Raw genomic sequence first — 14433 nt, 5'->3', positions numbered from 1 at the left:
CTACCCATCAGTCAGCCGGCTGTGGACGCTCTGAGGGGGACAAGTCGGGCAAATTCGGGACAGAGAGGTCTACCCGACGGAGGAGTTGTGCGTTGATGGCGACGATAACGGTACTCAGCGACATCAACAGCGCACCGACAGCAGGCGACAGCAGGACGCCGATTGGGGCGAGGACACCGGCAGCGAGCGGGAGGGCAAAGACGTTGTACCCGGCCGCCCAGACGATGTTCTCCTGCATCTTCCGGTAGCTGGCTTTGCTGAGTTTCACCAACCGAACCACATCCAGCGGGTTGTTCTGAACGAGGATGACATCCGCCGACTGGACAGCGACGTCAGTTCCACTACCGATTGCGATGCCCACATCCGCACGAGTGAGTGCGGGAGCGTCGTTGACGCCATCACCGACCATCGCAACGAGTTTGCCCTCGTCTTGCAGTTCCTGAACTTTCGTATCCTTGTCTTCGGGCAGTACTTCGGCGAAGACGGTCCCGATGCCAAGTTCCTCGGCGACAGCGTTGGCCACGCCCTCCGAATCGCCAGTCAGCATCGCCACCTCGATGTCGAGATTGTGAAGCGCCTCGACGACGCGATAGCTCTCGTCTCTGATGACATCAGCCATGGCAAAGGCCGCGACGAGTTCACCGTCTCGAACGAGGTAGACGACGGTCTGTGCGTTCTCGCCGGCCTCCTCGGCGAAGTTGGTGAGGGTCTTGGGAACCTCGCTATCCAGGTGGGTCAGCAGGTTCGGCCCGCCGACGTAGATTTCCTGACCGCCGACTGTCGCTCTGACGCCACGGCCTTTCATCGCCTCGAAGCCACTTGCGTCGGGAACGGTCACGCTGCGTTCACTGGCTGACTCGCGGATGGCACGAGCAATCATATGTTCGGAGTCGCTCTCGACAGCGGCAGCGAGTGCAAGCGCGTCATCCTCACCAACGCCGTCAACGGTCTCCATGCCCACGACGCCGTGTTCGCCCTCGGTGAGCGTCCCGGTCTTGTCGAAGATAATGGTGTCGAGATTGCGGGCCTGCTCCATAGCGATGCGGTCCCGGACGAGCATCCCGTTGCGCGCGGCCAGTGACGTGTTGATGGCCACGACGAGCGGGATGGCGAGTCCGAGCGCGTGTGGGCAGGCGATGACTAGTACCGTCACAACGCGTTCGATCACTGTCGCGTTGAACGACACCGCAACTGTCCACGCGATGGCGGTCACGACGGCCGCCCCGACGGCGACGTAGAACAACCACCCCGCCGCCCGGTCTGCGAGAACCTGCGTCTTGGACGTGCTCGACTGGGCCTCCTCGACCAGCCGCATAATCCCCGCCAGCGTCGTCTCGTCACCAGTCGCGCCGATGCGCACGCGGAGGCTGCCGTCGCCGTTGACAGTCCCGCCAATAACCTCGTCACCGGGTGCTTTCGAGACAGGTTTTGACTCGCCGGTGATCATTGCCTCGTTCACGTCCGAGTCGCCCTCTGCAACGACTCCATCCGCGGGAACACTCGCTCCCGGTCGTACAAGGACGAGGTCACCCTCTGTGAGGTCACTGACTGGGACTTCCTCGGTGTCACCGGACTGCGTCCGGTTGCCCGCGGGACTCTGTCCCGCGCTGCCGTCGTCGGTGATGCGCTCGGCGGTGTCGGGCATCAGTTTTGCCAGTTCGTCGAGTGCGCCCGAGGCGCGTCGAACCGAGCGCATCTCTATCCAGTGGCCCAGCAACATGATGTCAACGAGCGTCACCAGTTCCCAGAAAAAGGCCGAGGAGGCAGGAAAGAGGACACTCGCCAAACTGTAGACGAACGCGACGCTGATGGCCATCGAAATGAGCGTCATCATCCCCGGTGCCCGGTCTTTCAACTCCGGAACGGCCATCTGGAGGAACGGAACGCCACCGTAAGCGAAGACGACGACAGCGAAGACTGGGTTTATCCACTCGCTGCCGGGGAACGCAGGCACCGAAAAGCCCAGCCACGACTGGAGTGTTTCGCTGTAGAGGAGGACCGGGATCGAGAGCAGCGTCGAGACGAAAAAGCGACGGCGGAACAGCTGTTCGTGACCGACGTGCATACCGCCATGGTCGTCGTGGCCGCCGGTGTCACCCTGGGTGTCGTCGTGGCCGCTGTCGTGACCACTGTGTTCTCCGTTGTGAGCGTGGTCGTCGTCCACGAGTTACTCACCATCTTGCAGTTTACGGCGGCGTGCGTCGAACTCCTCCTCGTCGATTTCACCCTCGGCATAGCGACGCCGCAGGGCGGTCAGTGCGTCGTCGGTTGTCCCACCACTGGCATCGCGGCGGGTGAGAAACAGGTACCCGAGACCGAGCGGAATCCCAACTAGGACAACCATCCAGAGCGCCATCCACAGGAACCCGCCGGTCCCACCGTGGGATTCCATCCAGCCGTCATGATGATGAAGGCCGTCATCACCTGAGTGGGCGACAGCAGGGCTGCTGAAAGCAACCATGAGGACGACTACCAATGCTATCGTCACGAGGAGCCGTTTCCCACACTGCTGGCTGCGTGAGTGGTCCATACTAGTATATACATCACCCCCATTCACGTCGATTCCGGTTACAAATACGAAGTATGTGGCAGATTTAATTTTGTTTTCGAGACTGAGGGAGCCCATAGAGTTGCCAATCGAACTCGGCGGTGTCACCAACTTCGCCTATCGGTTAGCAACTGGAGAAACCGCCGTCGACGACCAGCGCCTCGCCGGTAATCCAGTCAGCCTCGTCCGAGGCCAGGAAGAGCATCGCATTGGCGATATCTTCGGGCTTACCCAGTCGTTTGAGGGGATACTCTTCGGACATCTCGTTTTTCGTGTACTCCCACTCTTCCTCGCTGAGACTGCGCCGGGGCATCGAGGTGTCGGTAATCCCCGGACAGACGGCGTTGACTCGGACGCCGTGTGGCCCAACCTCCGCGGCGACTGCTCGCGAGAAGTTGACGACTGCACCCTTCGTCAGCGAGTATGCCGAAAGCATCGGCGCGCCGATGACGCCAGCGAGCGAGGCAGTGTTGACGATGGCTCCGCTTCCCTGCTCTTTGAAGTGTGGCATCGCGGAGACCGTGCCGTTCCAGACACCCTTGATGTTCACGTCGATGAGCTGGTCGCGGTGGTCGTCGTCCATATCTTCGACGTGAATCCGCTCGTGGCTGATGCCTGCGTTGTTGAGCAGGATGTCGAGGCCATACTCCTCGACTGTGGCGTCGATGGACGATTTGAACGCGTCGCGGTCCCGCACGTCGAGTTCGTGGGCAACGCCCTCGCCGCCCAGTTCTTCGACCTGTTCGATTGTCTCCTCTGCACCGTCGAGGTCAACGTCGGCCGTCACGATGGTCGCCCCCTCTTTGGCGAACCGTGTCGCTGCTGCTCGTCCCAGTCCAGAGCCGCCGCCGGTGATGAACGCTGTCTTGTCTTCTAGTCGCATGAAACAGCCACCGCCCGGCAGTGATATAAAGTATCGGGACAACCGCCGGAGATGAACGAACCTTTTTGCGCACCACTCTAGGCAGTCATATGAGCGCTCGGTCGGCTCCGTGGCGAGTGTACGGCCTGCTCGTCGCGGGCACGCTGGTCTACACGTCGCTGATGTTTAGCTGGTTTTCGCTGCCAGCGTACCTGCCGACCATCATCGCCGACGTTGGACTCTCCGGGACACAGGCCGGGCTTCTCGCCGGCGCGGTGCCGCTCACCTACATCCCGCTTGCGCTGTTTTCCGGACTGGCAGTCGACCGAATCGGGCCCGGTCGGAGTCTGTTCGTCGCGCTGGTCTGTATTGGAGTGGCGCAACTCGCTCGCAGCGTTGCCCCCGGATTTCTCGGCTTACTCGCGACGACACTCACCCTGGGTGTCGGTGCGACACTGGTCACGTTCGGTCTCCCAAAACTCGTCTCTGTACTCTTTCCGCCCGAGTCCACGGGCCTCCCGTCGTCTGTCTATCTGGTCGGCGCGTCGGCCGGCACCGCCGCCGCGTTCAGTCTCGGCCGCCCACTCATCGGGCCAGCACTCGGCGGCTGGCGAAACCTCTTTTTCTGGACTGGCGTGGTGATTCTGTGCTACGCCGTCGTCTGGCTGCTGGTCGTGGTATTCTCTCGGCTTGGCAGCCAGGAGAGCACAGCGGGCGAGGAGATGCCGATGGTTGACGACCTCAAGACGGTCCTGGTTCATCCACAACTTCGGCTTGTGGTTGTCCTCGGCATCACCTACTTGCTTATCATTCACGGGTTGCAGGGCTGGCTACCGACGATTCTCGAATCCCGTGGACTCTCCGCTGGCAGGGCCGGGCAGACGACGACGTTACTCGTCGGTGCGAACGTGGTTGGCGTGCTGACGATTCCAGGGCTCGCTGACCGATTCGACGCGCGGCGAGGGGCAATTGTCGCCGCCAGCGCCGTCGCAGGGTTTGGGGTCGTCGGAATCATCGGCGGCGGCGCAACTGCGCTCGCCGTGGCAGGTATTGTCGGCGCAGGCCTCGGCGTCGGCGGCCTCTCACCGATGGTCCGAGCAATACCGCCCGCGCTGGAGGGAATTGGGCCGCGGCTGACCGGCACAGCAGTGGGACTCGTCTTCGCTGTCGGAGAGATAGGCGGCTTTGCCGGGCCGTTCTTGATTGGATTCCTCCGCGACAGTACGGGTTCGTTCGTGCCCGGACTGGCCGTGTTAGCTATCAGTGGACTCGCTGCGGTGCTTGCGGGTGCTCGGTTAGAGCGCGTCAGCTGACCGGGGGACACAACGCTCATTTCCCGCCGGTCCGTGGCACAGACATGAGCGGCGACGGCCGCGGTAAGCATGCTCGCAGACGAGCGAGTGCCGACTACCTCGTCGTCGCGGCGGCTGTTGTCGGTGGTTTGGTGCTGCTCGGTAGCCTCCTCGTCGCTGGCGGTGCAGACCCGCTCACGTTGGCTGCTGGCGACGGACAGGAAGCTGCGAATGACCGCGACCCGCTGAACACGACAGCAGTCGAGCGGGCTATCGCCGCGGCAGTCAACGACGAACGGACAGCCCGCGGCCGCAGCTCGGTCGAATACGAGCCCGGATTAGCGACGGTTGCTCGAAACCACAGCGTCGATATGATTGCTCGGGATTACTACGCTCACGTTTCGCCAGATGGGGACGCGGCATTCGAACGCGTCCAGTCGAGTTCTGTCTCGTGCTCGTCGGTCGGCGAGAACATCGCAGCGACGTGGTGGCAGACGACCTTCGAGACTACCGACGGCGAGCGTGAGCGACACACAACGAGGGAGGAGTTAGTCGACGAACTCCTCGAACAGTGGCTCAATTCCCCAGACCACCGCGAGAATATGCTCAGCACTCAGTGGGAACGAACCGGCGTCGGTGTCGCGGTGACGCAGGACGGCGAAGTGCTGGTGACGCAGAATTTCTGTGACTGACGGGGTTGGTCGAACCGTTCGTGTTGCTTCGGAACGCGTTACGGCTCATCGACGGACTCGGCGACTGGAGTGTCGCCGTCGTCGTCATTGTTGTCACTGGGAGCGGGAAGCGACTTGGTGATTTCGCCGGAGTGACGCTGGTCGTCCGGGCCGGTGAGGCTGGCCGCTGACGCAAGCCGTTTCTATCCTCGGCGGCTAAAGAGAGTAGTGACAGACGAGACGACTCAGGATGATGGTGAGTCGGTGCCCGAACCCGACCAGCACGCGGAGGGTGACGACCCAGACCTGTTCTACGACGCCCTCGAAGCGGTCGGACGACCGGTCCTGACCGCGACGCGGTACGCACAGTTGCGCGAGTGCACACACGACGAAGCCGTCGCAGAGTTAGACGAACTCACCGACTCCGGAACGGCAGAGCGACTCGACGTGACGAGCGACCCGGTTATCTGGTATCCCGTCGACTGGGCGCGGATGACCGACCGCGAGCGAGTGATTCTCTTTCCCGAGCGCCGCGAAATCGTCGTCGACCAGCCCGAGCAGTTCACCCGCGCACAGCTTTCGCAGTTCGCCCATCTCATCGACACGACCGGGGCTGGTGCGTACAAGTACGAACTTCGCCAGGAGGACATCTGGCAAGCACCCTACGAAACGCTGGACGACCTGCTCGGAACGGTTCGGTCGGTGTTGCCCGAACGCTCCGAAAGCCTGGAGTCGTGGATTCGCTCGCAGTACGAGCGAGCCAACAAGTTCGTGCTCGAGACGCACGAGGATGGGTATACCGTATTGACGGCGGAAACAACAGACCTGATGGGCAACGTTGCCCGCCAGAAACTCGACGACGGCCAACTTCGGGCTGCAATCTCCGACACGGAAAGCTGGGTCGCCGAGGAGTCGATTGCGGCGGTCAAGCGCATTCTCTACGAGGCAGGCTACCCAGTGCGAGACGAGCGCGACTTGGAGAGCGGCGACCGACTGCCAGTCGACCTCGAACTCGAACTGCGCTCGTATCAGAAGCAGTGGGTCTCGAACTTCCTCGAAACCTCTTCTGGTGTCCTCGTTGGCCCGCCAGGCAGCGGGAAGACTGTCGCGGCAATGGGTATTCTCAGCGAAATCGAGGGCGAGACGCTCATCCTCGTGCCGGGTCGTGAACTCGCCAGCCAGTGGCGCGACGAACTGCTGGCACATACGACGCTGACACCCGAGCAGGTCGGCGAGTACCACGGCGGACGGAAAGACATCCGACCGGTCACCATCGCGACCTACCGAACTGCCGGAATGGACCGACACAGACAGCTTTTCGACAGCCGCGAATGGGGGCTGATTATCTACGACGAGGTCCATCACATCTCTGCGCCGGTGTATCGACGGAGCGCAGACCTGCAGACGCGCCACCGCCTCGGACTCTCTTCGTCGCCAGTGCGGGAGGACGACAACGAGAGCGATATCTTCACGCTGATCGGTCCACCCATCGGCACTGACTGGGATGGACTGTTCGAGGCAGGCTACGTCGCCGAACCAGAAGTGCAAATCAGGTTCGTGCCGTGGGGTGACACCGACGCTCGCAACCAGTACGTGAGTGCCCAGGGCCACGAACGCCGACAGGTGGCCGCGACCAACCCGGCCAAATTGGCGGAAATCGAGGTCCTGCTGAGCCGCCATCCTGACGAGCAAGCGTTGATTTTCGTCGAATATCTCGACCAGGGACAGGCGTACTCGGACGCACTCGGCGCACCCTTTATCAGCGGCGAAATGCCCCACGCACGCCGCGAGCAGTATTTCGAGCAGTTCCGCAACGGGACGCTGTCGACGCTGATTGTCTCCCGCGTCGGCGACGAGGGAATTGACCTTCCGAGTGCTGCCCTCGCTATCGTCGCGTCCGGGCTGGGTGGGTCACGCCGGCAGGGAACCCAGCGTGCCGGTCGGACGATGCGACCGACGGGACGAGCCCGGATGTACGTCCTCGCGACGCAGGGCTCTCAGGAGGAGGACTTTGCCCGCCGGCGGATGCGCCACCTCGCCGAGAAAGGAATTCGAGTGACCGAAGAAACTGTCGAGATGGAACTCGAAGACGAGGATGAGGAGTCTGGCGAGGCTGCCGAATCTGAGGAGCGTTAGTCGCGAATCGCGAGCGACAGGGCGACAATCCCGACGCCGAGACAGGCCAGTGCGAGCGTTGTCGTTGGCGAGGGGGTGGTAGACGTTGGAGCGAGTTTGAACAGTCCAAAGGCGGCAACTGCGGCAAGGAAGCCGACAAACACCGTCGCGCTCGCGTGGAGTAATTCCAGACTTCGTGTTTCGCCGGTACCCACTTCCCGACCGAGTTTCGTGCCGAAGGTGCCGATATCCCAAACGACGAGGCTGGCAACCAGTGCGCCGAGTACGAGCCACGTCGGTGCCCCGCCGATAACGGCACCCACCGCAGCCAGGAAGAGCCCACCGCTGGCAAGCGAGAAGCCCGCCCCCTCGTCGGTAAGATACCCGAAAGACACCGCAAACCAGAACGTTGCGCCGATGAGGCCTGCCAGCGCGACAAAGACCCCCGCGAGCAACACGATGACTGCCGTCTCGCCGTACACCGAGATGACTGGCAGGACACGGCGTTGCACTTCGGCACCCAGCGACGTTGGCAGTCGGCCGGTGGCCTGTCGGAACACCAGATTGAACGCTCGTGTCGCGCTCAGTGCCGCCGTCACCGTCAGTAACCCGCCGGCGACAAATGGGCCAAACCACCGCTGGCGGTCCGACTCGCTCTGGAGAAACTGCGCCAACACTGAGTCGATTGCCACCCAGCCAAGTGTCACCGCGGTCAGGCCGAACAACAACACCCGCAGGAAGCCAGCGGTTGTGAGCGCCTGTATTGCGCCCACCAATCCTGGACCGAGTGACGCTTCGAGTTGTGCCGGTGAGACGACCGTTTCGAGGATGATTGCCGGAACGAACAACAGCGCTGTTGCGCTGACAACCACCTGGAGGAGTCGCTGGAGGCGCGAGGCAGACTCCGGCGTCAACCTGCGGCCACCGCCGGCAAGGAGGTCAGCCACGGGAATCTGCCGGAGAAAGAGCACCACAGACGCTCCGGCAACAGTCAGCACGAACAGGAACGAGCCAAGATGCAAGCGCGCAGGGGTTGGAGCGACGACGACCCGAACTGCCTGGTCGAGCAGTTGGCCGAACAAACTCTGGGTTGCGCCCGGTCGGCCGGCGAGGGCAACTCGCGCGAAGAGGCCAAGTCCGAGAAGAACTGGCGCGCTTGCAGTGACGAAGGCCGTCTTGGTGTACGTCTTGAGCGAGGATTCCGAAAGCGTGTTTCGCCGACCAAGCACCAGCCCGAACAGCGTAATCGTACAGCCGATGAGAATACTCAGGCCGCCGAGGATGCGGAGAATCGCGACGGAAATCATCGGCGAGGTTGGGACGGGGAACTGACTGCCGACGAGGACGATAGTGGTACCGAGGATGCCGCCGATGAAGCCGATACCGACGGGAATAGTCAGCACGCCGAGCAGAAAGCCACGCTGGGTGCTGGCTCCGCTGCGGGCTGCGAGTTCGAAACAGGCCGACAACGAGAGGATGCCGGTAACCCCAAGCGCGGCCGGTGTCCAGAGGTCGGTGGTTTGGCCAAAGAGCGCTCCAGCGGCCACCAGGCCAATCGCCGTGGCGAGGACAGTACTCGTCCGTGGCGGCGTTCGCTCGGCGTTCTGGTGTTGGTTGGCCGTGGTCATAGCTGGGAAAGTGTTCGTTCGAGCGCATATTCGACCGGATAGTTCGACGGCCAGTCTGTCACGTCGACGCCCAACCGCGCGAGAGCACGGAGTCGGAGGCGTCGTGAGAGACCATCGATTCGCTGCCCGGTCGAGGTACCGCCGGTGACATCAGGACTGACGACCAGCGTTTGATGGCCGTGTGCGCTGAGACTCTCAGCCAGCGTGACCGGCCAGTCGTCCAACAGCGGCGAGCAGACGATAACCTCTGCCTCGCCCGGAATCCGTGACCGAAGCCGTTCGACTCGCTCATCCTGCGTCGGGCCGCCATCCGCACTGACTCCCGTCCGCCCGCCGGTGTCCAGCGACGACACGGCACTCGACACAGGTGCATCGTTCGCTGGTGAGGTCGTGTCGGTAGCCACCTTGGTCGCCTGTTCGAACAGCGCTATCGACGCGCCGGAGGGCGCATCTGGACTGACCCACGGCAATCCATCCGGCCCAAGGAGTGGTTGGGCGTCGTCACTGTCGAGACCGACAGCGGTGAGCGTTCGCACGACGCCTGCAGCACCGAGTGCGTCGTACAGGCGTTCAGCAACGTAGACAGAGAGTGAACCAGCCGTCGGGTAGCCCTGATTGCGTCTGACACGGGTACAGGGTCGACAATCGACGACGAGCACCGTCCGGGCGGCCCGCTCCCGGCGGTACTGCACGGTGACGAATTCGCCGGTCTTTGCGACCTGGTGCCAGTTGATGCGGTTCATCGGGTCGCCAGGGTTGTACTGTCTGGTCGCGTAGAACTCCAGACCGCTGCCGGCAGTATCTGTCCCAACGCTGCCGGCATGCTGGAGTGTCGAGGCTGTCGCCGGTGGGTCGGCGATTGGCGCGCCACAGGTTATCGAACTGTCGCCCTCGACGGCAACCGCGCGGGTCTGGATATCAGTCCCAGCCAGCGAGCGGAGTCGACAGGTTGGCTGGTCAAACTCGAAGCGGCCCCGTTCGAGTACGATGGTATACTCGATTGAGACCGTTTCGCCGGGTGTCAGCGGCCCGCTCGACCGTGGCGACCCAGCCACGACAGTACAGGCGTCGGGGACACCGTCGGCGACGCGGAGGTCCGGAATAACCGACTCGCCCGTGTTCTCGACTTCGAGAGTGACCGTCAACTCGGAACCGGGTGTTGCGCCGCCGGTACCGAACGTTCTGGTTGCGGACAGAGACACGTCCGTCGGGACCATCGAAATGGTCCCATAGAGCGCAAACACGAGGCCGACAACAGCCCCCGAAACGAGAACGAGATTCGCTAGCAAGAGCCCGGTGCCGAGTGCAATGAGGGCGGCGACAAGCCCGGCGTCCCAGCGGTCGAGTCGGCTCATGCTGCCTCCAGCCGCTCGATTGCGGCAAGGCTTCGCTCGATTCGCCGTCGGCGCTCGCGGTTGGGCAACACGAATAGTCGGACCTGTGCACCAAACGAGACCGTTTGCTGTTCAGAGAGGACAGCCGCCGCAAGTGGGTCTGCACACCACTCGCCGCGCTCGATTGCGGCCCGCGCCTCCCGGGGCGGGCAGTCCATCCTGTCAGCATACACTGTTGCCGCCGTCTGGCCAAGGCGCGATTTGACCTGGAGCAACGACTCGCCGCCGTCGGTGACTGCAGACTGGACTAACTCGTCGAATTCGCCGCCGGCAATCTCGGTGGCACTCGCCTCCGGTGTGGTTGCTGGCGAGTTGAATGGGCTAGTATCGTCAGTGTCTGTCGGCGAGCGCAATCCAACCGCGAGATAGCCGATAAGTCCGAGCCCAGTCACCAGCAAGACGTTTGTCGTTCCGAGCGTATCGAGTGCTTCAATCACCCCCGCAATTGGGCCAACAGTAGCGAGGCCGGGTGCGAGAAGCAGCGCAATGCCAAGCGTCACCGCGGCGATACCAATCATTCCAAAAATGAAGCGTCTTCGTCGTGTCATTGGCCCTTTCGTTCGATTTCCTCGATGGCCTCTTGCACTCGCTGTAGTCGGTCTGACGGCGACCGAGAGCCGTACTCGACCTCTCGGAATGTATCACGGAGTTCGGTGACGGGCTGTTCGGGAAGGTTATCCTCCTCGATAGCGTGCGCTGCCAGTTCTCCCGGCGTTTGCGTCTCTGCTGATGACGCGCTCACGTCGTCGAGAAACCGGTTCCACGCCTCTCGCACTGTGACCTCTGCCTCTGGGTCACGGCGGTGGTTCGACTCTGAAGAGCCAATAGTCAGGACACGACCGATCCATCTCGTGAACCGTCGCCATATGCCGCTTGGCGTCGTTCGGCCGGTGAACAACCCTGCAAGCTGTCCACCGACGATACCGACGTAGCGGTCACCGTTAGTTACCGCTGCCACGAAGCCACGGCGAACGGTGCGGCCCAGCGCTCTCGCAGCGGCTCGAACTCGCTGCGCCGCCTCGCCCAGACTCACCCCACGACGGGCGAGCAATCCAGCCGTGGCCCCGAACACCGCCACCAGACCAACTCCGACCGCAGCAGGGACGTACAGCAGTCCTGTGAGCGTGGTTTGTTTGCGCTGGCCGCCAGCCTCGATTGCGATTGTCGCACTCGGCCGCACGGGCAGGTTCACCTGTGCCGTGCCGTTCGGACCGGTGACGGCTACCTCCTCGCCACCGAGGAGGACTGGCACGCCCGTCACCGGGTCACCGTCGAGACGGGCCGTAACTGTCGCGGTACCGGCGGCGCTGGCCCCCAGTAGACCGGTGTCGACAGCCATCGTCAACTCGGGAATCTGGATCGTTCGTTCACCACTGAGGGAGTCACGCTCGGCGCTGACGGTTATCTCACCTGGGCTGTCCGGCAACCCGATAGTTATCTGTCCGTTCTCGTCCGTGGTTCCGACCACCTCATCGTCGACGGAGACGGTTGCACCGTCGAGGACAACATCGCCGATGCGAACCGTGAGCAAGAGGTCACTGCCCGGTGCGGGTTCGCCGCTTACAACGATCGACGCCGTCCGCTCGATTGGATGGGAGTCCTCCGGCTCATCGGTCTGTGTTGCGGCGAGCGTCGCCTCGGCGGAGCCACTCCCGAGGCTCCGTCCAACCCCAGCGCCAGCCGTGGCGGGGCTTGAGCGACCTGCGGAAAGTATCCCGTCGGTGCCGTCCAGGTCTGGCGTGGAGACAGCCCCGCTGTCGGAGCCAAACAGCGCCTCCGCGATATCTTGCGGTGTCGTCCCGTCACCCTCCCTGATCGAGACGTTCAGTGTCTGCGCGTCCGGAACTATCCCGATAACTGTGCCGTCTCCTCTGGTAATCCCGACCGACTCACCGTTGAACAGCACCTCAACACCGGGAACATTTCGTCCGTCGTAGGTCACGGTGAGTTCGACAGCTGTTCCGGGGACCGCGGTTCGGTTAAGCGAGGTCTGCAACCCGTCGTCGGAATCGACGGTGTCGGTGGTTCCGCCGGGCTCGAACTGCTCGCCAGGGCTGCCGATTTCGCTCAGGTCGAACTCCTGGTTGAGCTCCTCGAGCGCCTGTTGCTGAGCCTCAAGACGCTCGCTCCCCGGCGTCGGGTCGAACCGAACCCAGCCAACGTCCTCGAAGTAGACTTCGACCCAGGCGTGGGCGTTCATTCCTCGAACTTCGTAGGTGTTGTCGCCCACTTTCTGGCCCGAGGAGTAGCCGACGACGTATCGCGTCGGAATATCCTGGGAGCGTAGCATCACAGCCATCGACGTTGCGAAGTACTCGCAGTAGCCGGCGTCCATCTCGAAAAGGAATGTATCTGCGATAGATTCACTGCGCTCGCCGACGTCGAGGCTGTACTCTTTTGTCGAGCGGAGATACTCCTGGACGGCGACTGCCTTCTCGTAGGGGTCTGTAGCGTCTGCCTCGTTGAATACCTCAGCTGTCCGCGAGGCAATGCGGTCGGGTGTGTCTTCCGGAAGTTGGGTGTATCGCTGTTCGACCGCTGATGGATAGGATTCGTCGGTCGACCGGAGCAAACCGACATCGTCGCGCGGCGCGTAGCTCACACCCTCGATTGTCGCCCCGGGGCTGAGTGTGGAGCCAGGCTGAATCGCGCCGTTGGCTGTCACTGCTGGATTTTCGAGTCCACGTATGAGCGCCGGTCGGTACGCCGTCGGTGCTGCCGACGCTCCCTTCTTTAGCGTAACCTCCCAGTCGATGCGTTGCCCGTCTGGGCCAGTGCGTTCGATTGCCCCGTCGACGGGCTGTGTCTCTGTCGAGCGTTCCCACCCAGAGCCGGTGTAGGTCCCGTAAGCGGCCGTCCGCCAGTACGTCCGCTGAGTGCTCGTGACGGTGAAGTGGATTTCGGTGTTCGTCGAGGCAAAGGTATCGCTGTTGAGGCCGATTTCACCGCCGACACCAGTGCCGGAACCGGGGTTCAGCGCGCCAAGTTGGCCACTTCCGGAGCCCCCAGATCCGGAACTGATGTCAGCGCTTTCTCCGGGCAACAGTCGTTCGAGAGGGCTACCGGCCAGTCCATCGACGGCAAAGGCTGGCATCACCAGCGTGAGGGTCACCGCGGCAACCAGCACACCCACTACGAGCCCGATGCGAGCCCAGTCTCGGCCGGCCGCATCTGTTGAGTCGTCCATAGGGCGGCGAATTGCCTGTCAGTTCGACTGCGACGAAGTTAGATGTATCGTTCGGTACAATGGTCTTTAGACGCTTGGCCATCTACGGCAGCTATGGAGGCACACCTCCGGGCCGGCATCGCGGTGTTCAACGCCGGCGGCTACCACACTGCCCACGACTGCTGGGAGGACTACTGGCTCGACCTGGAGAGCGGCAGTGACGACGAGCGCTTCCTCCACGGGTTAATCCAGTACACTGCGGCCGTCCATCACGCACGGAACCGGAACTGGGGCGGCGCGACTGGCCTCGCCGAAAGCGCAGGCGAGTACCTCGCTGTACTTCCGGACGAGTACCGCGGTATCGATATTGCTGCCGTCCGGGCGTATCTTGACACGCTCCTTAGCGACCCCGAAGTAATCGAGCGCCGTCGGCCACTGCAACTCACCCACCACGGGACCGTCGTTGGACCTGCCGCCCTCGATTTCGAGGCCACGGCTGTCGCCGCCGAAGCATTGGCAGAAGCGCGAGGTGAAGCGGAACTCTTGGAACAGGCAATCAAGTTCGCGCGGGCAGATGTCGACGGTACTGCCGAACCTGACCGCGGTGAGACGGACAGCAGAATCCTCCCGCTTGTCTTCGATTACGTGCGCGAACCAGCACAACAGGACATCGTCACACAGCGACTCGAACAGCACTGTGACCGACGGCAGGCCAAGGTTGACGATGTGTCTGGTCTGTTCGAGCCCTCGGAGTGAG

The 14433-nt window shown here is 62.8% G+C and carries 12 protein-coding genes; 5 read left to right on the top strand and 7 right to left on the bottom strand.

Features of this window, described 5'->3' with window-relative positions; genetic code table 11:
* Positions 1-7: 7 nt before the first annotated feature.
* The 3 genes from ACMGFM_RS03220 to ACMGFM_RS03210 form a co-directional block, all read right to left on the bottom strand.
* The gene (locus ACMGFM_RS03220; protein WP_436901732.1) at positions 8-2065 is read right to left on the bottom strand and encodes a heavy metal translocating P-type ATPase; all 2058 of its coding nucleotides are present in this window, start codon (positions 2063-2065) and stop codon (positions 8-10) included.
* 102 nt (positions 2066-2167) lie between these two features.
* Complete coding sequence (locus tag ACMGFM_RS03215; protein WP_436900938.1) at positions 2168-2530, bottom strand: SHOCT domain-containing protein; 363 nt, start codon at positions 2528-2530, stop codon at positions 2168-2170.
* 142 nt (positions 2531-2672) lie between these two features.
* The gene (locus tag ACMGFM_RS03210) at positions 2673-3431 is read right to left on the bottom strand and encodes an SDR family NAD(P)-dependent oxidoreductase (RefSeq protein ID WP_436900935.1); all 759 of its coding nucleotides are present in this window, start codon (positions 3429-3431) and stop codon (positions 2673-2675) included.
* Positions 3432-3520: 89 nt separating this feature from the next.
* Between ACMGFM_RS03210 and ACMGFM_RS03205 the strand changes: the two genes are divergently transcribed.
* The 4 genes from ACMGFM_RS03205 to ACMGFM_RS03190 are packed head-to-tail and all read left to right on the top strand — an operon-like array spanning position 3521 to position 7509.
* Positions 3521-4723: an MFS transporter gene (locus tag ACMGFM_RS03205; RefSeq protein ID WP_436900934.1), complete on the top strand. Its 1203-nt coding sequence runs from the start codon at positions 3521-3523 to the stop codon at positions 4721-4723.
* 44 nt (positions 4724-4767) lie between these two features.
* Positions 4768-5394, top strand: a complete 627-nt coding sequence (locus tag ACMGFM_RS03200; protein WP_436900933.1) for a CAP domain-containing protein — start codon at positions 4768-4770, stop codon at positions 5392-5394.
* A 20-nt stretch (positions 5395-5414) separates the two neighbouring features.
* Positions 5415-5564, top strand: coding sequence for a hypothetical protein (locus ACMGFM_RS03195; RefSeq protein WP_436900932.1), 150 nt, complete (start codon positions 5415-5417; stop codon positions 5562-5564).
* Between the two features lie 37 nt (positions 5565-5601).
* Complete coding sequence (locus ACMGFM_RS03190) at positions 5602-7509, top strand: DEAD/DEAH box helicase family protein (RefSeq protein WP_436900930.1); 1908 nt, start codon at positions 5602-5604, stop codon at positions 7507-7509.
* Here the strand turns inward: ACMGFM_RS03190 and ACMGFM_RS03185 are convergent.
* From ACMGFM_RS03185 to ACMGFM_RS03170, 4 genes are read right to left on the bottom strand one after another with little or no spacing between them, the layout of a single operon-like run.
* Positions 7506-9116: a DUF7519 family protein gene (locus tag ACMGFM_RS03185; RefSeq protein ID WP_436900929.1), complete on the bottom strand. Its 1611-nt coding sequence runs from the start codon at positions 9114-9116 to the stop codon at positions 7506-7508. The two genes, ACMGFM_RS03190 and ACMGFM_RS03185, sit on opposite strands and share 4 nt — an antisense overlap.
* Positions 9113-10471 (bottom strand): DUF58 domain-containing protein, encoded by a 1359-nt coding sequence (locus ACMGFM_RS03180; protein WP_436900928.1) that lies wholly within the window; start codon positions 10469-10471, stop codon positions 9113-9115. The genes ACMGFM_RS03185 and ACMGFM_RS03180 overlap by 4 nt, the downstream gene beginning before the upstream one ends.
* A complete protein-coding gene (locus ACMGFM_RS03175) occupies positions 10468-11058 on the bottom strand; it encodes a DUF7269 family protein (protein WP_436900927.1) in 591 nt (196 codons plus the stop codon). The genes ACMGFM_RS03180 and ACMGFM_RS03175 overlap by 4 nt, the downstream gene beginning before the upstream one ends.
* A complete protein-coding gene (locus ACMGFM_RS03170; protein WP_436900926.1) occupies positions 11055-13697 on the bottom strand; it encodes a transglutaminase TgpA family protein in 2643 nt (880 codons plus the stop codon). Before ACMGFM_RS03170 ends, ACMGFM_RS03175 begins: the two co-directional genes overlap by 4 nt.
* A gap of 93 nt (positions 13698-13790) precedes the next feature.
* On the opposite strand from ACMGFM_RS03170, the gene ACMGFM_RS03165 reads away from it, so the two are divergent.
* Entirely contained in the window at positions 13791-14432 is a 642-nt protein-coding gene (locus ACMGFM_RS03165; RefSeq protein ID WP_436900925.1) for a DUF309 domain-containing protein, read from the top strand.
* Position 14433: the final 1 nt, after the last annotated feature.

Origin of the sequence: Halovenus halobia, assembly GCF_051414135.1 — an archaeon.
GTDB classification, from domain to species: Archaea; Halobacteriota; Halobacteria; order Halobacteriales; family Haloarculaceae; genus Halovenus; species Halovenus halobia.
This window is presented reverse-complemented; position numbering and strand designations above follow the sequence as displayed.

What these genes read in the sequence shown, in the direction of transcription:
- ACMGFM_RS03220 (WP_436901732.1), bottom strand. Translation starts at nt 2,065, where the DNA reads ATGCACGTCGGTCACGAACAGCTGTTCCGCCGTCGCTTTTTCGTCTCG.
- ACMGFM_RS03215 (WP_436900938.1), bottom strand. Translation starts at nt 2,530, where the DNA reads ATGGACCACTCACGCAGCCAGCAGTGTGGGAAACGGCTCCTCGTGACG.
- ACMGFM_RS03210 (WP_436900935.1), bottom strand. Translation starts at nt 3,431, where the DNA reads ATGCGACTAGAAGACAAGACAGCGTTCATCACCGGCGGCGGCTCTGGA.
- ACMGFM_RS03205 (WP_436900934.1), top strand. Translation starts at nt 3,521, where the DNA reads ATGAGCGCTCGGTCGGCTCCGTGGCGAGTGTACGGCCTGCTCGTCGCG.
- ACMGFM_RS03200 (WP_436900933.1), top strand. Translation starts at nt 4,768, where the DNA reads ATGAGCGGCGACGGCCGCGGTAAGCATGCTCGCAGACGAGCGAGTGCC.
- ACMGFM_RS03185 (WP_436900929.1), bottom strand. Translation starts at nt 9,116, where the DNA reads ATGACCACGGCCAACCAACACCAGAACGCCGAGCGAACGCCGCCACGG.
- ACMGFM_RS03180 (WP_436900928.1), bottom strand. Translation starts at nt 10,471, where the DNA reads ATGAGCCGACTCGACCGCTGGGACGCCGGGCTTGTCGCCGCCCTCATT.
- ACMGFM_RS03175 (WP_436900927.1), bottom strand. Translation starts at nt 11,058, where the DNA reads ATGACACGACGAAGACGCTTCATTTTTGGAATGATTGGTATCGCCGCG.
- ACMGFM_RS03170 (WP_436900926.1), bottom strand. Translation starts at nt 13,697, where the DNA reads ATGGACGACTCAACAGATGCGGCCGGCCGAGACTGGGCTCGCATCGGG.
- ACMGFM_RS03165 (WP_436900925.1), top strand. Translation starts at nt 13,791, where the DNA reads ATGGAGGCACACCTCCGGGCCGGCATCGCGGTGTTCAACGCCGGCGGC.